This is a genomic window from Reyranella sp. (assembly GCF_965279465.1).
Classification (GTDB): Bacteria; Pseudomonadota; Alphaproteobacteria; order Reyranellales; family Reyranellaceae; genus Reyranella.
In genome coordinates this window covers 5174166-5194084 of the sequence record NZ_OZ257242.1, presented here as the reverse complement: position 1 = coordinate 5194084, position 19919 = coordinate 5174166, and the positions used below count along the sequence as shown (strand labels likewise).

The 19919-nt window shown below is 65.0% G+C and carries 23 protein-coding genes and 1 tRNA gene; 13 read left to right on the top strand and 11 right to left on the bottom strand.

Annotated features, from left to right (window positions below; translation table 11 throughout):
• The first annotated feature begins 221 nt into the window (after positions 1-221).
• The 11 genes from ACQY8M_RS25365 (at position 222) to ACQY8M_RS25315 (ending at position 8298) form a co-directional block, all read left to right on the top strand.
• On the top strand, positions 222-908 hold the full coding sequence (locus ACQY8M_RS25365) for a recombinase family protein (RefSeq protein ID WP_428661395.1): 687 nt from the start codon (positions 222-224) through the stop codon (positions 906-908).
• A 702-nt stretch (positions 909-1610) separates the two neighbouring features.
• Positions 1611-1832, top strand: coding sequence for a hypothetical protein (locus tag ACQY8M_RS25360; RefSeq protein WP_428661393.1), 222 nt, complete (start codon positions 1611-1613; stop codon positions 1830-1832).
• A gap of 4 nt (positions 1833-1836) precedes the next feature.
• A complete protein-coding gene (locus ACQY8M_RS25355) occupies positions 1837-2064 on the top strand; it encodes a hypothetical protein (protein WP_428661391.1) in 228 nt (75 codons plus the stop codon).
• Positions 2065-2154: 90 nt separating this feature from the next.
• Positions 2155-4083: a hypothetical protein gene (locus tag ACQY8M_RS25350; protein ID WP_428661388.1), complete on the top strand. Its 1929-nt coding sequence runs from the start codon at positions 2155-2157 to the stop codon at positions 4081-4083.
• A 212-nt stretch (positions 4084-4295) separates the two neighbouring features.
• Entirely contained in the window at positions 4296-4883 is a 588-nt protein-coding gene (locus tag ACQY8M_RS25345) for a hypothetical protein (protein WP_428661385.1), read from the top strand.
• A gap of 271 nt (positions 4884-5154) precedes the next feature.
• Positions 5155-6084, top strand: coding sequence for a hypothetical protein (locus ACQY8M_RS25340; protein WP_428661382.1), 930 nt, complete (start codon positions 5155-5157; stop codon positions 6082-6084).
• Between the two features lie 89 nt (positions 6085-6173).
• Positions 6174-6389 (top strand): hypothetical protein, encoded by a 216-nt coding sequence (locus tag ACQY8M_RS25335; RefSeq protein WP_428661379.1) that lies wholly within the window; start codon positions 6174-6176, stop codon positions 6387-6389.
• A 4-nt stretch (positions 6390-6393) separates the two neighbouring features.
• Entirely contained in the window at positions 6394-6828 is a 435-nt protein-coding gene (locus tag ACQY8M_RS25330) for a hypothetical protein (protein ID WP_428661376.1), read from the top strand.
• Positions 6829-7068: 240 nt separating this feature from the next.
• A complete protein-coding gene (locus tag ACQY8M_RS25325) occupies positions 7069-7581 on the top strand; it encodes a hypothetical protein (RefSeq protein WP_428661374.1) in 513 nt (170 codons plus the stop codon).
• Positions 7582-7712: 131 nt separating this feature from the next.
• On the top strand, positions 7713-8111 hold the full coding sequence (locus ACQY8M_RS25320; RefSeq protein WP_428661372.1) for a hypothetical protein: 399 nt from the start codon (positions 7713-7715) through the stop codon (positions 8109-8111).
• Between the two features lie 19 nt (positions 8112-8130).
• On the top strand, positions 8131-8298 hold the full coding sequence (locus tag ACQY8M_RS25315) for a hypothetical protein (RefSeq protein ID WP_428661369.1): 168 nt from the start codon (positions 8131-8133) through the stop codon (positions 8296-8298).
• Positions 8299-8334: 36 nt separating this feature from the next.
• Here ACQY8M_RS25315 and ACQY8M_RS25310 read toward each other — a convergent pair whose 3' ends face one another.
• Together ACQY8M_RS25310 and ACQY8M_RS25305 are read right to left on the bottom strand one after the other, a co-directional pair.
• Positions 8335-9102, bottom strand: coding sequence for a hypothetical protein (locus ACQY8M_RS25310; RefSeq protein ID WP_428661366.1), 768 nt, complete (start codon positions 9100-9102; stop codon positions 8335-8337).
• A gap of 28 nt (positions 9103-9130) precedes the next feature.
• Positions 9131-9811: an SOS response-associated peptidase gene (locus ACQY8M_RS25305; protein WP_428661363.1), complete on the bottom strand. Its 681-nt coding sequence runs from the start codon at positions 9809-9811 to the stop codon at positions 9131-9133.
• Positions 9812-10285: 474 nt separating this feature from the next.
• Between ACQY8M_RS25305 and ACQY8M_RS25300 the strand changes: the two genes are divergently transcribed.
• Entirely contained in the window at positions 10286-10666 is a 381-nt protein-coding gene (locus tag ACQY8M_RS25300) for a hypothetical protein (protein ID WP_428661361.1), read from the top strand.
• Positions 10667-10700: 34 nt separating this feature from the next.
• Here ACQY8M_RS25300 and ACQY8M_RS25295 read toward each other — a convergent pair whose 3' ends face one another.
• From ACQY8M_RS25295 to ACQY8M_RS25255, 9 genes are all read right to left on the bottom strand, one after another.
• Positions 10701-10934 carry a hypothetical protein gene (locus tag ACQY8M_RS25295; protein ID WP_428661358.1) on the bottom strand — a complete coding sequence of 78 codons (234 nt, stop codon included), beginning with the start codon at positions 10932-10934 and terminating at the stop codon, positions 10701-10703.
• A 174-nt stretch (positions 10935-11108) separates the two neighbouring features.
• Positions 11109-11184, bottom strand: a tRNA-Glu gene (locus ACQY8M_RS25290).
• A 62-nt stretch (positions 11185-11246) separates the two neighbouring features.
• Positions 11247-13067 (bottom strand): single-stranded-DNA-specific exonuclease RecJ, encoded by a 1821-nt coding sequence (gene recJ / locus ACQY8M_RS25285; protein WP_428661355.1) that lies wholly within the window; start codon positions 13065-13067, stop codon positions 11247-11249.
• 34 nt (positions 13068-13101) lie between these two features.
• Entirely contained in the window at positions 13102-13503 is a 402-nt protein-coding gene (locus tag ACQY8M_RS25280; protein ID WP_428661352.1) for an SRPBCC domain-containing protein, read from the bottom strand.
• Between the two features lie 72 nt (positions 13504-13575).
• Positions 13576-14091 carry a hypothetical protein gene (locus ACQY8M_RS25275; protein ID WP_428661349.1) on the bottom strand — a complete coding sequence of 172 codons (516 nt, stop codon included), beginning with the start codon at positions 14089-14091 and terminating at the stop codon, positions 13576-13578.
• A gap of 13 nt (positions 14092-14104) precedes the next feature.
• Positions 14105-15088 carry a class II fructose-bisphosphatase gene (glpX, locus tag ACQY8M_RS25270; RefSeq protein WP_428661346.1) on the bottom strand — a complete coding sequence of 328 codons (984 nt, stop codon included), beginning with the start codon at positions 15086-15088 and terminating at the stop codon, positions 14105-14107.
• A gap of 37 nt (positions 15089-15125) precedes the next feature.
• Positions 15126-16418, bottom strand: coding sequence for a homoserine dehydrogenase (locus ACQY8M_RS25265; RefSeq protein ID WP_428661344.1), 1293 nt, complete (start codon positions 16416-16418; stop codon positions 15126-15128).
• 27 nt (positions 16419-16445) lie between these two features.
• Positions 16446-17702 (bottom strand): LL-diaminopimelate aminotransferase, encoded by a 1257-nt coding sequence (locus ACQY8M_RS25260; RefSeq protein ID WP_428661341.1) that lies wholly within the window; start codon positions 17700-17702, stop codon positions 16446-16448.
• Positions 17703-17719: 17 nt separating this feature from the next.
• A complete protein-coding gene (locus tag ACQY8M_RS25255) occupies positions 17720-17911 on the bottom strand; it encodes a hypothetical protein (protein ID WP_428661339.1) in 192 nt (63 codons plus the stop codon).
• Positions 17912-18101: 190 nt separating this feature from the next.
• Here ACQY8M_RS25255 and ACQY8M_RS25250 point away from each other — a divergent pair, with 190 nt between their 5' ends.
• The gene (locus ACQY8M_RS25250; RefSeq protein ID WP_428661336.1) at positions 18102-19916 is read left to right on the top strand and encodes a PHA/PHB synthase family protein; all 1815 of its coding nucleotides are present in this window, start codon (positions 18102-18104) and stop codon (positions 19914-19916) included.
• Positions 19917-19919: the final 3 nt, after the last annotated feature.

The following is a 19919-nucleotide window of genomic DNA, read 5'->3' as shown; positions in this document are numbered from 1 at the left end:
ATTTCCGGCACGCGCCAAGGGGCTTCGATTGAGTCCCCATGCGAACTTCGCGTGAGCCCCTCTAATCTCACCTTGGAATTTTTGCGATACGGGAAGAGTTGCAGCCCGGAGGCTTGTCTCCCGCCATGGTGAGTCAACCCGCCGCAGGGACAGCGAGCGACTCAAGCCCATATAAATCCGCCTAAGGTCCCTCACGGGGTTCTACAAGGGGAGCGCGGCACATGGACAGGCTGGTTAGCTACCTTCGGGTTTCGACCGACAAGCAGGGACGAAGCGGCCTCGGGCTGGAGGCCCAGCGTCAGGCAGTGGCTGACTACATTGGCGGCGGGCGCGGCAAGCTGGTGGCCGAATTCGTCGAGGTCGAGAGCGGCGGACACGATGACCGCCCCCAGCTCAAGGCCGCGCTTCACCGGGCCGAAGTGACGGGCGCGGTCCTCTTGGTCGCCAAGCTCGACCGACTGTCGCGCGACGTGGCCTTCCTCGCGAACCTCCAGAAGAGCGGCGTGAAGTTCCGCTGCTGCGACATGCCGGACGCCAGCGAGTTCACCATCAACATCCTGGCCGCCGTGGCCCAGCACGAACGGAAGCTCATCCGCGACCGCACGAAGGCCGCCATGGCAGCCGCGAAGTGGCGAAAGGGCTTCAGGGGCTACGGGAACCCGAACGGCGCACGGGCCTTGCGTCGCGCGAGGAAAGGCAACGCGGCGGCTATCGCGGTCGTGGCTGCCAACGCGGACACGCGCATGCAAAGGCTGCTCCCGGTGATATCCGACATCCGGGCGTCCGGGCACACATCGCTGCAGGCCATCGCGGACGAGTTGAACGCGCGGGAGATCAAGACCGCACGCGGCGGACGCTGGTACCCCACGAGTGTGAAGAACGTCCTCGACCGCAGCGCGGCGGCGTGAACAGGCGGGCGAACCGGATGGCCCTAGGAGGCGCTAGGAGACTCGTATAGCGCCTCCGTCGCGACTGGCACGGAACAGCGCGCCAACCCCCGAGGGCCTCCAGCGAGTCTCCTAGAGTCTCCTGAGGGCATCCATCGGGGAACCCTGCGGTCTTGGAAGCGTGTCCGCCAGATCCTCGGCTTCGGCGTGCTCGCCTTGAAAGGCCCACCCTTGCAGCTACCAGCCGGGGGCGACCCGCTGGGATCACCCCTCGACGCCTAGATGTGGTGGCATTCTTGAATGGCGCACCATTGCAGTACAGAACCACCCGGTGACGTACCAGTGGTGGTCGGCCGCCGGTTCGACTTGAAGGTCGCACCTATGCAGTACGAGACCCGCCCCGGCGCACGGTCCTGGCGCTGGCGGGCAATGACGGGTCACGCGCTTGTAGACCTCCGGTAGCAGTACGGGGCGGCTCGCCGTGGCCCGTCGCGACCTCTCATCGTTTTTGCCCGTACATCCCCAACAACCCGAACAACACGACACACCATGCCCAAAATCAAACTCAAGGCGGCATCCATGCGGGTCGCCGTAGACGCTCGCTGCACTTCGCAGCTCGATTGGCTCCGCAAGGTCAGCGTCCTGACCATCGGCGGCAAGCGCCCGCCTTCTCACTCTCAACTTGTCCGACGCGCTGTCGGGCTCCTCACGGAACACACCACCATGAAACTAGAAGCTGGCCGCCACGACGGCCTGACCGGACCTCGCCCCGAGGACACTGCAGCCGAGCGCGCCGCGCTGGAAGACCACGGCAGGATCACCGACGCCGCCTCGCCCGCCCGCATGGTCGACCCGGAGGGACGGCTCCTGCCTTGGCAAGAGGCGATCCTCTCCAGCCTTGCGGGCGCCCTTGGCCGGCGCCTCGCGTTCCCGGTGAAGGAGTAAGCCCATGAGCATCCGCCTTACCGATGACGAGCGGACCGGGCTCCTCTGGGCGCTCTATGACGCTCTCCTGAAGCATCTTCACGCGGCACTCACGAGCGGCGGCCCGGTCAAGGCGTCCATGCTCGACGTGGCTCGCCGCTTCCTGGCATCCCAGGGCATCCATGCGACGACCCGAGGCGAAGCCGCGCGTAGTCTCGACGCGCTGTCGAAGCTGCCGTTCGACCGACAGTAACGGGGCGAGACCACACGCCCTTTTTCCTTTCGCGCTTTCTTTGAGGATGACCCCCTCGATCTCCTAGCGCATCCCCACCCGGAGCCGACCATGCAACTCCCGAACCGTCATCAACGGCGGTCGATCAAGCACGCCCTCGCGCGATCGGACTACGCGACCCCAACCAATGGCGTCACCCACGACGCACTCACGGGAGGCTCATTCGCCGTCCTGTGCCGTCTCCTGCAGGACAACGGTAACGTCCTCAGCGAGGAACACCAAACCGCGCTCTATGCCCTGTGCGGGCTGTTCACGAAGTCGGCTCAACACAAGCTGACCGGACGGTGGGCTTTCGGGCTGCCGACGGGGATGGGTAAGACCTCCGCGATCGTCGCATGGTGCGCCACGCTGGTGGCCCAGGGACACGACCACATCTCCGTTGCCGTCTCCGCGTCCAAGGTCGAGGCTCTTTGCGATCTCAAGCGCGCCTTGATCCGACAGGGTGTCCCCGAGGAACGCATAGGCCTCCTGTACGCGGACGGCGGGCGCTACTCCATGCCCCGCACCCTCGACAATGAGGACCGACAGATCATGCTCGTCTCCCATGCCCGCGTACGGATGGGGACCGGGCTGGAGCGGTTCAACAGATATCGGGGCAAGCCTCGGGACCTGCTGGTTTATGACGAGAGCCTCATCACCAGTGACGCAAAGGGCATCTCCGCTCTTGAGCTCAAAGGTGCCGCGGCACTCATGGCTGTCCTCATTGCCGAACACGACGGAGCGAAGGACATGCTCGCCTATGTCTCCGGCGCAGTGTCTGCGATCGACGCCGCTCTGGCGCGGGCCAAGACCACGGACAGAGCCCAGGTCATCCAGCTTCCCCAGCCTGCCGAAGGGACCGTTGAACAGTACCGCGCGCTCGTTCCCAAGCGGGCCTCCATGGCGCCCATCGAGACCCTTCTAGACCTCGCGCATGAGGACCTTCGGGTTGTCTCGACAAGCGAAGGGGGAGCCGTCTGGTACGACCTGGCAGTCCCCCGTGAGCTTCACAACGTGCTGGTCCTCGACGCGAGCTACTCGATCCGGGAACTATGCCTTGCAGACGCATCGATCCGGGACGCCGAGAAGCATCTCGACGCGGTGAAGCGGATTGGCGTTCCCCTGTCACATCTCAAGGACTACTCCGCGGTCGAGCTGCGACAGCTCTTCGTGAGCGGCGGCAGACACAGCATGGAGCGCGACTACAGCCGCGACCCGTGGGACCGCAAGATCACGAAGGAGATCGTTGAGGTCGTGAAGGCGATCCCGGAAGACGAAGCGGTCTTGGTGTTCGTGTTCAAGCCTCGGGCATCCGGGCCGGACTTCGGACGCCTTACCTTGTCTGCTCTCGCACAAGCGGGCATCGACGTTCGCGCCCAGGTGACTGCCCTTGAACACGGCAAGGAGGTCCCACGCGATCGGATCAACGTCGTGACGTGGGGCATGGAGACATCCCTGAACTGCTACGCCCATTGTCGAAACGTCATCCTCGCTGGTGTCCTGCACCGATCGACCCTCGACCTCGCGGGCCTCTATCTGGGCCAGCGCGACAACCTCACCGCCGACTTGGACAGCAACCTCATTCACCGCCTTGTGCGTTCCGAGGTCTGTCACTGCATATACCAAGCGCTCAGCCGCGGAAGCTGTCGAGTGATCAACAACGGCAAGGCGGAAGCCATGCGCGGCTGGATCATTCACAAGGACCTCGAAATCCAGCGCACCCTCTCCAGCGTCATGCCCGGTGCGGTCTGGTCCGAATGGGCGACCGACGACCAAGGCGTCCGTGGGAACATCACATCCAAGACCGCGCACGCGATTTTGGCGTATCTCAAGGCCCTCCCCGACAGCGTCGACAAGGTCTCCTCGCGCAAGCTCAAGGACGACCTTGGGCTAGCGAATGTCGTCGCCAAGACCTTCACGCGCTCTCTCACTGTCGCCCTCTCCTCCGTCGTTGGATGGCAGACGGAGGGGAGGTCGCTGGTCAGGGTCGCCGCCAGTTAGTGGACGTGTCCCCTATAAAGAGAACCCTATAGGGATATGTCCATTAAGTTGGTCCCTCAACTCGTCTCCCTGCCCGGTCATCACCCCGGCGCATCGAGACAATCCCCCCGCGCCCCGTAGACCTCCGACAGAGACCCCGAGGGGTCGAAGAACGAGACACCTGCAGGGCTCGGGGGTGATCCCTAGCTCCTCCCACAACCTTCGGTCTCACCATGGAAAGCTGTGCTGCCACGGCTTGCAGTCGTTCGCGTGCGAAGCGCGGACGCTACTGCAAGTCCCACAGTAAGAAGCTGAACAAGTACGGCCACCCTCTGGGCCGCCCCATCCCGCGCAACTGGCTGTTCCACTTCGCCGCCCAGGCGATGCCGGTCATCGTGGCCCACAGCACCGACCACCCAGGCATCAAGCTTGCGTTGGGTGAACTCCAGTCCCTCCTAGGCGCCCCTCACGTCCTCCTCGGAAGCCGTGCAGGGGACCATATCGCCCGTATCGCGGCCACCGCCATCGAGCCCCGCTACGTGCTTGCTATGGTCGCGTCTGTCGCCCTGTTCGACAGGGACCAGCCTCGCTTCCTCCGGGACGCGAAGGCGTACCGGTTCGCCATCGCTCGCGCTGTCTTGTCGCTGGCCCCGTGCCCGCGCTCGATAGCCCCTCGTTCACGCGCCCTCGACGCCATCGGCTCTCTGATGGTCACCCGATACAGCGCGTTACTCGCCGTGATCCTCGCGGCGATCGACACCACCGACAGGCAGGCCAGAGAACGGGCCGCCGCCATGTCGGCTCCTCTCCCCACTCTCTGACTTCAACAACAGCAAGGTCAAACACATGTGCTTCCCATCAGGCGCTGCTGCGCCCGCCCCCGTCCAGACCGTCGCGGCCGTGCCGCCCCCGCCGCCCCTGAAAGACCCCAAGGCGCCCCAGATCGACCCCAACAAGATGAACGGGCAGGACACTGCCTCCGCAAATCGGCGAGGTACTTCGCTCTTCCGCAATGACCTCTCGTTGCCGACCACGTCGGGCTTCGGCTCCGGTCTCAACATCCCCCGCTAATCGAAAGGAACCACCATCATCATGGCCAGCGATCAATCAGTCACCGTCACTTCCGAGGAAGCCAAGCAGCTCGCGGAATTCTCCCGCGCCCAGCGCGAAGCCGAGGCCCGCACCCGCCCGCTCCCTCCCCAGTCTGGCATCCCGGAAAGCGCGTACCCGCCCGGCGAAGGCCCGGCATATGTGGCCCGCATGATGGCCCGTGCCGATCAGGGTGGGTGGTCCAACACTCAAGACACGGTGAGTGCCTCAAGTGCCGGTGACCTTCCGCCCCTCGACGCCTCCAACGTCGACCCGCGAGGTGATGCCGGCGCGCGGTCCCTTTCGGCGCTGCGCCCTGGCGCAACCGTGTTTCATGCCGGCATGCGGACGCGTATCGAGGTCGAGCAGGCCGTTGCATTGGGCCTGCTGGAACACTCCGAACGCGGCGGCTATCGCTTGCCCGACCGCCGTGACCCCGCCGTGAATGGCGACGCCAAGCCGCGCATTGAGCAGCGCGTTGGCCAAGATCAGCGGCAGGAAGCCGACCTTCCGGCGGAGCGAGAAGCCGGTGAGGTCGCCGACGCCGAGACCCGAGGTGCGATGGACCTTGCAGAAGGTCTCATCGACGCCCCCGTCTTGAGCGCGATCACAGAGGACCTTGCGGTGAACGGCTCCTTCTCGATGGCCCATATCGCCGAGGCTTCCCAGCGAGCGGGCATCTCGACCGAGCACGGTCAGGCGCTCGCCTACAAGCTGTTCACGGGCGGCATACGTCAGGCCACGCGGGCGGCCGTTACCGCCGGTGTTCCTGCCGATGAGGTCGACGCCCTCTGGGGTTGGGCTCAGCGCGAGCGTCCCGGTGATCACCGCAACGCGGTCCGCGAGATCGCGATGGCCGGTCGGGCGGGAGCCATCAAGGTTCTCGCCAAGGCCTATCTGGCTCAGCGGAACGACAAGGCCCGCAACAGCTAAGCGCGCCTCCCGCACCGCCTTACACGCCACCGCCCTCGACGTTCATTCGTCGGGGGCGACTTTTGCCAAAGCGATCAAGGAACACATTCATGAGCCGCATTGCACTACCTCGGACCGTCGACGCCCTGATTGACATGCTCGACACCAGCGCCTTTCCGCTGAAGACCCTGCCGGTTACCGCCACTGTCGACGAAGTCCACCGCCACTTCGGCACACGCGACGCGGTCGACTTTCTGCGGGCACTCCAGCGCGAGAGGGATGAAGCTATCCACGAACGGAGCATCACCTTTGACGGTGACGAGTAACCCCGTGGCCGCTCAGACATCATTCCGGGGCCGCGTCGATCGGCGCACCCGTCGCCTGACCCTGCCCGTCCCCTCGGGCCTCTGTACGTTCTCCATCGCGGGCTGTTGGGGCAACCCCGCGATCGACGGCAACGGCTCCGCGGTCGTGAAGGTCCACTGCCGCTCTGAGAAGACCGGACAGCACGCCAGCTTCCGGTTGACCCGTGACGCCTCCTTCGACCTCCCCGCGACGGATGGCGTGGTCGTCGAGGTCCTCCAGGCCGTCAACGCGACCTCGCTAGAGGTCTCCGTAGCGACCCGTGAAGCGCCCTCAGCGGCTCCGAAGGCACCCGCCCCCGGACGCTATCGTCACCGGTTGCCCTCTATGCTGTCCGGCGAGGTGGTCCTGGCGATCTCCAAGGGCCACTTTCCGACTGCACATGCCTACTCGCGCACGTAGCCCCAAGAGGCAACGCAAGACGCTCGCAGAGCAGGCGCGCGAGTTGGCTGAAGAGATCGCCGCCACGAGTGCGGCGCGTTCGTCGCCTCCTCCTTCGACGCCGGACTTAAGCTTCGATACCGAGCCGGGTTGGTTCGACGTGCCGGACAACCCTTTGCCGCGCCCCAAGACAACCCTACGGGCCATGGGCGTGCGTCGATAGCGATCCCGGCACGCTCCCCCTACACGAGGAACATTACCATGCTTGAACCTCTTCGATCGGGGGAGCGTCGACGCGCGCTCCCGGCCGGTGTCGTTATTCGTCCTGCCACTGCTGAAGATTGCCACGACATCGCGCCGCGCCTGCGGTCCGCCGATGCCCAAGAGCTTCTCGCCGCTACTGGTAGTCCTCCAGACGTGTCGTTGCCCTCGACCCTTCGTTGGCATCCTTCCGTTGTCGAATTGGAGGGGAGGCCCGAGGCGATCATGGGATGCGCGCGCCTCGACGATATCGAGGGTGTTCCTTGGTTCGCCTCAACGGACGTTCCGGTGTCCCCGAGGTGGCGCGTGGCGTTCCTGAGATACAGCCGTCAGGTGGTCGACGACTGGCAACGGACGTTCCCGCTCCTCCACAACTTCACCGACGCGCGCAACACGGTCCATCACCGATGGCTCAAGCGCATCGGCTTCACATTCCTCGCCCGTCATGAGCGCTTTGGCGCCCTCGGGCTCCCATTCCTCGAGTTCGTAAGGATAGACCACCATCATGTGTGATCCAGCATCCGCAATGGCCGGCACCTCGCTCGCCATCGGCACGACCCAGTAGCCCGCCTCCCTTCGCGATCCTCCGGTGCCGCTCCCTTGGCATCGGAGGCCGCTCCCCTCTCCACCCCTTTAGGAACCCCATGACCATCACCGCACACGCGCGCGTCGATCGCCGAACGCGCCGCATCACACTCCCCTTGCCCGACGCCGCGGGCCACCACGAGTTGACCATCACCGGCACTTGGCGAGACCTCGCAGAGGACGGCCCGGACGCTACGGCGATCGTTGTTCGTTGCGAGGGCTACAAGGGTCTCACGGGGTCGTTCAGGATCACCGAGGACGCGACCTTGCGGTTGCCCGCGAAGACGCTGGGCGTGAAGCTGGAGGTCCTCGACGCGTCTCCTGTAGCCGACCTCAGGGTGACCGTGCGCCCGGCCGATGCGTCACCCGTGGCGAGCGATGGTGTCGCCCCCGAGGGCACGGGAATGCCGGACTATGTCATGCCGCCGGTGCTACGCGGGATCTTTCGCCATGGGTAGGCGCAGAGGTTCCAGGGGGTTGTCGAAGGAGAACGAGACGGAAGCGGACATCACCCTGGCCGACATTTACGAGAACGACGCCCCGCGCGGCGATGCTGTGTTCGCGCCGGACCGCCTAGAGGATGACGATTATTGGTTGCCGGGGAAGGAGTTGCGCTCGCAGCTTGTTCGTAGGTCGGTTCGCTAGCTGGAGGACGATCAGTTAGGGATGAGGGACGCGCTGCTATTTCGATCCTCGGCGCTCCTTCACTCGCCTGATGTCGCCTTTGGGAACCCAAAGCCAGTCTTCGCCTTGAGCCAAAATAAGGCCTGAGTCGAGGACGCGTACTAGTGTGCCGACAATGACGCCCCTTTGCATTGCTTGGGAAACCTCGACCTCGACAGTTAACGCCTTGCCCTGGTCAATGGCGGTGCGACTGCCGCGAGCGCTCAAGGCAGACCCTCCGAGGAGAGCGAGTACCGCGAATACGCCAATAGGCCAGAGTGCAACAAACCCGACTAATCCAGAAGCCTCGGCTCTTTTAATGACCCACGAGGCGCCATAAGCGACTGCGAATATAGCGGCCGTGAACCCAACGATCAGTATGATTGATGTTCCTGTTACCTTCTCAATGCCAAGGCGTTCCTGTAGTGACGTACCCTGTACAACCCAGAAGAAGAAAAACAATGCGCCATAGCCTCCGAAGCTCAGGGCCAAAATGGGCCAATCTGAGAATTGCAGGGGCCGCATTCTGTAAAAGTACCAAGCGCCTACCACTGTAATGACCCCGACCCCAAGCCCAAATGGTAGCGCGTACATCGTGGAAACAAGGTTGTCTGCTGCAGAGACATAGAAGAGCCATGGCGACTTCTCGCCCGCAAAGAACGCGATGTTGTAAGTGATACCCAGCAGTAGGCTTGCGGCGCCTAGAACGGCAGCGACCTTGATTAAGGTCTCTATCGACAGTCCAGTTTCACGAGATTGTGGTTGCTCTGGCGGCGCGTTTGTCATGGCTGCTCTCCCCCCCTTGCTACGCAGCTCACAGCAGCGCTGCACGTTCCATCAACTCGGGACCTTTATTGCGCACGTTGCCCACCGCATCGGGCACCTGCCACAGGTCGATAGCTCCCCCATAGGGTTGCATCATAGCCGCTGCGTCCTCCGGCGGACCGCGCATCCAGTCGTCAAACTGGCCCTCTTCCAAGACCAGCGGCATGCGGTCGTGATAGGCGGCCGTGCCGGGCGCGGCGTCCGTCGTCACGATGGAAAAGCTTGTTACCTTCGCCTGACCATCCGCGCCCCACGCGTCATAGACCCCGCCGAACGCGAACGGGGTCGACTTGGGTTGGAAGTGATAGGGCCGCTTGATCTTCGCACTGACCTTCTGCCACTCATACCAGCCCGTTGCTGGGACGATGCAGCGCCGCTTTTTGAACGGCTCGCGGTAGGTCGGGGCCGTGGCGATGCGATCCGAGCGCGCGTTGATGGTGCTATAGGGTTGCTTGGCGAGTTGGTCGGGCTTGAGCCAGAACGGGATGAGCCCCCAGCCTGCCATGACAAGCTCACGCCCGTTCCCCGCCGGTCTAATGATCGGCATGACGGTTGTTGGCGCTACGTTGAAGTTCTTCTTCAGGGCCTCGGGAGGCTCGTCCGGAAGCGTCAGGCGGTACAGGTTAACGATTTGCTCCCAAGTCAGGTTGTGAGTGTAGCGCCCGCACATGCTCAATCCCTCCTCATGAACCTAGCCAGGTCGCCACGACGGCCAAAGGTCTCAACAACGAAGTCTCGATGGCCACACTTGGTGCACCTGAAGCGAAGGTCCACGAGCTTCCTCATGAGACCGTGCTTCTCAATCAAAGTACCGAAGTCCACCAGCGATCTTTGAAGGCAGAAGTTGCACATGACCCCGAGTGGGTGATGAGTGTCGCGAAGCATCCGAAGGTTTCACGGGTCGTCCACCATCACAACACATGATGCTCTCGACAGCACCGCCAGAACCACGCCCGATGCTCACGCTCCGCCCATTCGATCATGTAGCCCGCCCAGACTAGCGGGTAAGGCACGGACGCGTCAGTCTTCGCCAACACTCTCCCCGGTGCCTCGCGCACCTTGTAGGAGGACGCCCAAGCGGTTCGCCTTGACACTATCTGGCGGGTTGCGTTTCGATGCAGGACCTAAACTTCTGGAGTGAAGCATGGCCATACTGAGCACCTTTACGCCCCTATCAATCGCCCTCGCCGCGATAAGCATTTCCACGGCTGCCCTTGCGCAGCCCGCGCCACCTTCGTTTCAGGGCGATCCTGAGGTCTACAAAGTGATCTATGAGGACCAGAACTTTCGCATTATCGAGTCGACACGCGGGGTTGGCGTCCGAGACAAGCCGCACGGACACCCCTTGCCGTCTGTTGTGTACAATCTGACTGACTGCCAATCGAGGCAGTACGCAGCCGACGGCAAAACCACGGACAACGCGGTTAAGGCGGGCGTTGTGACCCCTCTCCCTATCATCGCGTCGCATGCGGCCGAGAACACCGCTAGCACCGATTGCCGCCAACTCTTCATAGAACGCAAGTAGCTACCGGCCGGCGTGACGGTACCGCCAGCCACAGCTACCTCGCGGCGTAGTTCTGGGCCTCGAATAGCTCGTCAAAGAGGACTGCCGTGCTTCGGCCCAGCGTCCCACACACCCGGCACCGTAGGGCCTCCTCCAGTGGCCTGTAGTCCCCCTTGGCGACCCCGAGGTCCCGCGCCTCGACCACTACACGTTGGCCGCAGTTGTCGCACTCGATGCCTACCAGTGCGTCGCTGGAGGCGACCTCGTGGCAGATAGGGGCGAACTTCATGGGACGGAGTCTACGTCACCTGCACATGTTCTTCAATTGTTCTCTCTTTTACCGGATGGTCAGATACTCCTAAATCCTACTCCTAAAGCCTCCGCGATCAGCACGTTACGAGACGGCGGTAAAATGCATCTCTGCTTGTATATTATGGCATTCCGCAGGGCTCCTGTAGAGCGCTGGCGTCCCCTACGGGATTCGAACCCGTGTTACCGCCGTGAAAGGGCGATGTCCTAGGCCTCTAGACGAAGGGGACGAGGCCGCGAGCGGCAGGGTGTAACGGCCCGCGCCGACGAAATCAAGGCGGCCCGATCACCTTCAGGGAAGCATCGATCCGGTCGCCCGGGCGGCGTCGTCGATCTGCAGGCGGACGCTTTCGCGGCCGTTGTAGCGGTCGATACGCAGGGCGCCTGCGACATGCAGGATCGGCCGCGCCGGATCGAGCAGCGCCGGGCCGAGCTCGCTCTGGCCGGCGCGGAAGGCGATGGCCTCGACCCGGCCGCGCTGGTGGCCGACCAGGGTGCACCGGACGTGGCCCTCCCCAACCCGCTGCGCAAAGTCGACACGGACACCGGTCAGCGCGAAGCGCGGCAGGGCGTTGCCGGCGCCGAAAGGACCGGCGCGCTCGATCATGGCGACCAGTTCCTGCGTTGCCGCGCCCGGCGCCAGGGCGGCATCGATGCCGAGCTCGCGCACCGGCGGCGCCGCGCCGAGCTGCGGCGCGATCCGCTCGTCGAGGAACTGCGCGAGATGCGGCAGCTGCTCGCGTTCCACCGTCAGGCCGGCCGCCATGGCATGGCCGCCGCCGTTGACCAGCAGGCCCGACTGCCGGGCGGCCAGCACCGCCGCGCCGAGATCGACGCCGCGCACCGAGCGGCCGGAGCCCTTGCCGATGCCGCCGTCCATGCCGATCACGAAGGCCGGCCGGCCATAGCGTTCCACCAGCCGGCTCGCGACGATGCCGATCACGCCGACATGCCAGCCCTCGCTCTCGACGATGAGGGCCGCAGGCAAGCCCTTCCGGTCCGGCCCGTAGAGCCCTTCGATCCGGGCAATCGCCTGGTCAAGCACCTCGCGCTCGATGGCGCGGCGCTCCGCGTTGAACTCGTCGAGGCGCAGCGCCAGCGCGCCGACCTCGTGCGCATCGTCGCTCGACAGCAGGCGTGCGCCGAGATCGGCCTGGCCGACCCTCCCGCCCGCATTGACCCGTGGCCCCAGCAGGAAGCCGAGATGATAGGCCCCCGGGGCCTCGCGCAGCCGGGCCACGTCGGCGAGCGCGGCGAGGCCGGCGTTGCCGCGCTTCTGCATCACCAGCAACCCTTGGCGTACCAGCACGCGATTGACACCGGTCAAGGGCACGACGTCGGCCACCGTGCCGAGCGCCACGAGGTCGAGCCACTGGCGCAGGTCCGGTTCGGGCCGCGCGTCGCCGTACCAGCCTGCCTCGCGCAGCGCGCGGTTGACTCCGACGCAGAGCAGGAAGGCGACGCCGACCGCGGCGAGCTGCTTGTGCGGGCTTTGATCGTCGATCCGGTTGGGGTCGACGACGGCGACGGCGTCCGGCAGTGCGAGTTCGGCCTGGTGATGGTCGATCACGATCAGGTCGAGCCCGGCCTTCTTCGCCGCCGCCAGCGGCTCGTAGGCGGTGACGCCGCAATCGACCGTGACGACGACGGAGGCGCCCTCCTCCTGCAGCTTCAGCAGCGCCGGCGCGTTCGGACCGTAGCCTTCCTTGCGGCGGTCCGGGATGTAGACGCCGATCGAGCCACCGACGCTGCGGAAGAAGCGCAGCAGCAGCGCCGAGGAGGTCGCGCCGTCGACGTCGTAGTCGCCGAACACGACGATGCGCTCGCCCTGCTGCACCGCGCGCACCAGCCGCGCGACGGCTAGGTCCATGTCCCTGAGATGAAGTGGGTCGGGCAGGAATTTGCGCAGGGTCGGCTCGAGGAAATCCGGCACATCGTCTAGTCCGACCTCGCGCGCCGCCAGCAGCCGGCAGATCGCATCGGGCAGGCCGTGGCGCTGCGCCATGGCCAGCGCGATACGCTCGTCGCCGAGGCGCTCGGCCCATCGCCGCCCGGTCAGCGAATGCTCGATGCCGAGGAATGCCGCGCGCTGATGCCGTGCTTCTGAGGACATGCCGTGTCTATAGACCAAACGGCTGGGGAGCGTTTCAGCCGGCGAGGAGGCGGCGCCACGGTGTCCAGTAGTAGAGCTGCCAACCCTCGGTGACGCCCTTGTAGTCGGCCTTCGGCACATCGAGCTGGACCAGGTCGATGCGGCCCTTGTTCTTGCCCGCGTCGTAAAAGCTCAGGAACAAGGTGGAGTCAGGGTCGTCGGCATGGAAGTTCGTCGAGCGCCACGACTGCACGATCAGGCGCGGCTTCTCCGCCAGCAGCGTGCGGCCGCTCAAGGAGCCGTTGAACGCGCGAAAGCGCGAATTCGGGGTGGCCGAGATCGTCACCGCGCCGCCGGTGATCGCGGCGTGCTTTTTCGGATCGAGATACATAGCGAACAGCTTGCCGGAAGCCGCAGGCAGGACGACCGAGAGGTGGATGATGCTTCTGCGTGCCATCCTTCATGGTACGCTAGCACGATACGCATGACCAATCGATGCGTCAGCGACCCGCGCTGCCAGCCACGAGAATCACCAGCGCCACTCGAAGGGCCAGACCCGCACCACGGCGATGTTCATGCGCCGCACGCCGGCGCCGCCGAGCTGCAGCGTGAGCGGCTCGCCCTTGACCTCGATCTCGAAGCTCCGCCGCACGCCACGGCATTCGACTTTCCGGCCCGAGGGCCTGATCGGCAGGCGCGCGTTGTCCTGGATCGCCTCGATCCAGGCCTCTTCGGAGAGAGCGATCTGGTAGCGACCGGCCGCGACGTTCTCCAGCGTGATCACCGCACCCCACGCCCCGTCGCTGCCGCGCTCTGGCAGCGTCGGGTAGATCACTTCGGCGAGGGGCCGCAGCATCACCGCGAAGACACCTTCCTTGGGCAGCGACTGGGCGCTCTGCACCATAGGCAACGGCTCGTCGAAGAGATCGATCGACCGCCCCACGGACCAGGAGAAATTGCGGCAGTTCTCCTCCGCCGTGGCCTCGGCCGCGGCGATGAAGGGAAAGACGAGAGCAAGGCCCTTGGCGATCAGCGCTGCCGGCATCTTTCCATCATGATCACGCCCAGCTCGGCAGGCCAGTCTTGATCGAGAAATTGTGATGGGCTGAGACCCACCGCACCGTGCCGGTCTTGGAGCGCATCACGATCGAATGCGTCTCCGCGCCGCTGCCGAAGCGGCGCACGCCCTTCAGCATCGAGCCCGAGGTGACGCCGGTCGCCGCGAACATCACGTCGCCCTTGGCCATGTCGAGCATCGAATATTTGCGGTTGAGGTCGGTGATGCCCCACTTCTTGGCGCGGCCCCGCTCGTCGTCGTTGCGGAACAGCAGCCGCCCCTGAATCTGGCCGCCGATGGCGCGCAGCGCCGCCGCCGCCAGCACGCCTTCCGGCGCGCCGCCGGACCCCATGTAGATGTCGATGCCCGAATCGCCGGTCGAGGTGGCGATTACGCCCGAAACGTCGCCGTCGCCGATCAGCATGATGCGCGCGCCCGCCTCGCGCACCTTGGCGATCAGCTCGGCATGGCGCGGCCGGTCCAGAATGCAGACCACGAGGTCGGAGAGATCGACCTTCTTGGCCTTGGCAAGATCGGTGAGATTCTGCAGCGGCGTCTTGTCGAGATCGACAATGCCGTCGGGCAGGCCGCCGCCGACCGCGATCTTATCCATGTATACGTCGGGGGCATTGAGGAAGCCGCCATGCTCGGCCATCGCCATGACGGCGAGGCCATTGGGCAGGCCCTTGGCGGTGATGGTCGTGCCCTCGAGCGGATCGAGCGCGATGTCGATCTTGGGGCCGCCCGCGCCGACCTTCTCGCCGATATAGAGCATCGGCGCCTCGTCGCGCTCGCCTTCGCCGATCACGACAGTGCCGTCGATGTCGAGCACGTTGAGCGCGCTGCGCATGGCGTCGACCGCGGCTTGGTCGGCCTTCTTCTCGTCGCCGCGACCCATCAGCTTCGATGCCGCGAGCGCCGCCGCCTCGGTCACGCGCACAGCTTCCAATGCGAGATTTCGGTCCATCTTGCCAATGTCGGCCATCGTTTCCTCTCCTCGGTCCTTGCCTAGCGCCGTTTGCCTAGAATGCCTCGATGCGGATCAGGCAGGGCTCCTCGGCGACCGCCTTCAATCTGGAAATCCTCGCGAGCGCGCGCTGCATGCGCGCTTCCTCCGTCTCGTGCGTGGTCAGCACCACCGGCACCTCGCCGGACTGCGACCGTCCGCGTTGTAGCATCGACTCGAGTGAGATGCGCTCCCCGGCCAGCGCCTTGGAGACGGCGGCGATGACGCCCGGTCGGTCCTGCACCATAAGGCGCATGTAGTAGGCGCCGACATGGCGATCCATCGGCGAGGCCTTCTTGTCGGCCAGCCGCGCGGCGGGCACGACGAAGGCCGGCATGTTGCGCCCGCGCGCCACGTCGACGATGTCGGCGACGACCGCCGACGCCGTCGGACCCTGCCCCGCGCCACGGCCCTGGAACATTGTCTTGCCGACGTAGTCGCCCTCGATCGCGACGGCGTTGAACACGCCCTCGATGTGGGCGATCGGCGCTTCGAGCGGCACCATGCAGGGATGCACCCGCTGCTCGATGCCGTAACCGGTCTCGCGCGCCAGCCCGAGCAGCTTGATGCGGTAGCCGAGCTCCTGGGCGAACTCGATATCCATCGACGTCACGCGGCGGATGCCCTCGACATGCACGCCCGCGAAATTCACCTTTGCACCGAAAGCCGTGCCGGTCAGCACCGCGAGCTTGTGCGCCGCGTCGATGCCGTCGACATCGAAGCTCGGATCGGCCTCGGCGTAGCCGGCGGCCTGCGCCTCGGCCAGTACGACGTCGAAGTCGCGGCCGGTTTCGCGCATCGTGGTCAGGATATAGTTGCAGGTGCCGTTGAGGATGCCGTAGAGGCGCGAGACGCGGTTGCCGACGAGGCCCTCGCGCAGCGCCTTGATGATCGGGATGCCACCCGCGACGGCAGCTTCGAAGGCGAGCATGCTGCCGCGCTTTTCCGCGAGCTCGGCCAGCTCGGCGCCATGCATGGCGAGCAGCGCCTTGTTGGCGGTGACGACGTGCTTGCCGGCGCGCAGCGCACGTTCGGCGAGCCGCTTGGCGACACCGCCCGAGCCGCCGATCAGCTCGACGACGACGTCGATGTCCGCCGCGTCCGCCAGCGCCAGCGGATCCTTTTCCCAGCGGACGCTGCCGAGATCGATGCCGCGCTTCTTCGCCCTGGAGCGTGCGCTGACGGCCACCAGCTCGAGGCGCCGGCCGCCGCGCAGCGCCAGGAGCTTGTTGTGCTCGGCGAGCAGCTTGACCACGCCCGCGCCCACGGTGCCGAGCCCGGCGATGCCGATCTTGAGAGGTGAAGTCATATGGCAGCCTGATACGACAGGTTCCGATCAGGCGCGAGCTTTTAGCGGCGTGACGTTGTCCCCCACGCCGCGCAGGTAGAGATCGATCGAACGCGACGGATCGCCCAACACCGAGCGGATGCTGCGGATCGCCTGACGGATACGATGCTTGTTCTCGACCATGGCGATACGGACGTAGCCGTCGCCATGCTCGCCGAAGCCGATCCCGGGAGAGACCGCGACATTGGCCTGCGTCAGCAACAGCTTCGAGAAGGCGAGCGAGCCCAGCTCGGCGAATGCCTTGGGGATCGGCGCCCAGGCGAACATCGATGCCGACGGTGCGGGCAGGTCCCAGCCCGCCGCGGTCAGGCCCTCGATCAGCACGTCGCGGCGTTCCTTGTAGGTGTTGCGCGCCTCGGCGATGCAGTCCTGCGGGCCGTTGAGCGCCGCCGTTGCCGCGACCTGGATCGGCGTGAACGCGCCGTAGTCGAGGTACGACTTGATCCGGGTCAGCGCCTGGATCAGCGTCCTGTTGCCGGCGGCGAAGCCGATGCGCCAGCCGGCCATCGAGTAGGTCTTGCTCATCGAGGTGAACTCGACGGCGATGTCGCGCGCGCCCGGCACCTGCAGCACCGACGGCGGCGGATTGCCGTCGAAGTAGATCTCGGCATAGGCGAGATCGCTCAGGATCCAGATGCCCTGGCGTTTGCAGAAGTCGACGATCGCGGCATAGAAATCGAGGTCGACGACTTGCGCCGTCGGGTTCGAAGGATAGTTCAGCACGAGCGCGATCGGCTTGGGCACGGCATAGCGCACTGCACGCTCGAGCGCGGGCAGGAACTCAGCGAGCGAGGTTGCGCCCGGCACCGGGATATGGCGGATCGACCCGCCGGCGATGATGAAGCCGTAAGGGTGGATCGGATAGCTCGGGTTCGGCACTAGCACGATGTCGCCCGGCGAGGTGATCGCCTGGGCGAGGTTGGCCAGGCCCTCCTTCGAGCCCAGAGTGACGATGACCTCGCTCTCAGGATCGAGAGAGACGTTGAAGCGGCGCTGGTAGTAAGCGGCCTGGGCCTTGCGCAGGCCGGGGATGCCGCGCGACGCGGAGTAGCCGTGGGCGCGCGGATTGCCGGCGGCCTCGGCGAGCTTGGCGACGATGTGGGGCGCGGTCGGCAGATCGGGATTGCCCATGCCGAGATCGATCACGTCCTGGCCGGCGGCGCGGGCGCGCGCCTTCATGGCGTTCACTTCCGCGAACACGTAAGGCGGCAGGCGCTTCAGGCGGTGGAATTCCGAATCGTCCATTGCTCTTTCCTGGGATGCTACAAATCGAGAAAGACTTCAGTGCGCCGGTTTGCGGCGAGGCCGCGCGCGATGCTTGTGCCACAGGCCGGCTCGGCATCGGAAGCGGCTTCGGCCAGGACACTGCCGCGCGGCACGCCGAACCGCATCAGCAGATTGGTGGCGTCGAGTACCCCGCTGCCGATCCTTTGCGCATGCTTGTCTATCGTCATCGCCCCACCGCTCATCGTCCCCACCCCCAATTTCTAGCGGAAAGCGAGGAGCCGTTTGACCCGTTGTTTGTCGCAGCCTACCTAGGGAGGGTACTTGGCAGCCTGGGCAAACCAACTCACAGGACCATTCCGGGACGTCAAAAGTACCGCAAGAAACGACGCAAAGCCAATGATATTAAAGGGGAAACGCATGTCGGACACGCCCGCCCCGGAGGTTATCCCCGGTTTCTCGCCCGCCGAGGCCGAGAAGATGCAGACCGCATTCAAGGATATCGCGGAGCGCAGCCAGAAGCTGCTGACCGAGTTCGCCGAGCGCTACAAGGCCGACGGGCCGCAGCCCGCCGACCCCATGAAGCTCACCCAGACCTTCATGGATTTTACGGCCAGGATGCTGGCCGATCCGAACAGGCTGCTGCAGGCGCAGATGGAGCTTTGGGCCCAGTACATGAAGCTCTGGCAGACCACGGCCCAGCGCCTGATGGGCCAGACGGTCGAGCCGGTCGCGGAGCCGGTCAAGGGCGACAAACGCTTCACCGACCCGGCCTGGAAGGACGAGGTCGTGTTCGACTACCTCAAGCAGTCCTACCTGCTCACCGCGCGCTGGCTGCAGGGCACGGTCAAGGAGGTCGAAGGCATTGACGACAAGACGGCGCAGAAAGTCGAGTTCTATACGCGGCAGTTCATCGACGCGATGTCACCGTCGAACTTCGCTCTGACCAACCCGCAGGTCGTGAAAGCGACGATGGAGAGCAAGGGCGAGAACCTGATCAAGGGCCTGCAGAACCTGCTGACCGACCTCGAGCGCGGCAAGGGCACGCTCGCCATCCGCCAGACCGACATGAAGGCGTTCAAGGTCGGCGAGAACGTCGCGACCTCGCCGGGCAAGGTCGTTTTCCAGAACGAGCTGATCCAGCTCCTCCAGTACGCGCCGGCGACCGAGCAGGTCTACCAGACCCCCCTCCTCATCGTGCCGCCATGGATCAACAAGTTCTACATCCTCGATCTCAAGCCGCAGAACTCGTTCATCAAGTGGGCGACGGAGCACGGCTACACGGTGTTCGTGATCTCGTGGGTCAATCCCGACGAGAAGCTCACCCACCTCGTGTTCGAGGACTACATGAAGCTCGGTCCCCTCGCCGCGCTCGACGCGATCGAGAAAGCGACGGGCGAGAAGAAGGTGTCGGCGATCGGCTACTGCATCGGTGGCACGCTGATGGCGACGACGCTGGCCTATATGGCCGCACGCAATGACGACCGGATCGTGGCCTGCACCTTCTTCACCGCGCAGGTCGACTTCACCGAGCCGGGCGAGCTCGGCGTCTTCATCGACGAGGACCAGCTCGCCAGCGTCGAGCAGGTGATGAGCAAGAAGGGCTATCTCGACGGCTCCGAGATGGCGACGACCTTCAACCTGCTGCGCGCCAACGACCTGATCTGGTCGTTCGTCGTGAACAACTACCTGATGGGCAAGGATCCCTTCCCCTTCGACCTGCTGTTCTGGAACGCCGACGCGACGCGCATGCCCGCGGCGATGCACATCTACTACCTGCGCAACATGTACCAGAAGAACCTGCTGGCGAAGCCGGGAGGGCTGGTGATCGACAACGTGCCGATCGACCTCGGCAAGATCACCACGCCTGTCTACCTGCAGGCAGGCAAGGAGGACCACATCGCGCCGGCCAGGTCAGTCTACAAGGCCACGCAGCTCTTCTCCGGCCCGGTGCGCTTCATGCTGGCGGGGTCGGGCCATATCGCGGGCGTCGTCAATCCACCATCGGCGAAGAAGTACCAGCATTGGCTGAACGAGACGGCGAAGAATCCGCCGACGCTCGAGGAATGGCGCGCCGGCGCGACGGAGTACCCCGGCTCGTGGTGGAACGATTGGGATAAGTGGCTGTCGGAGAAATCCGGCCCCAAGGTACCGGCGCGCGTGCCGGGCCATGGCGGCCTGCCCGCGATCGAGGATGCGCCGGGCAGCTACGTGAAGGTCCGCCTGATCGAGTGACGA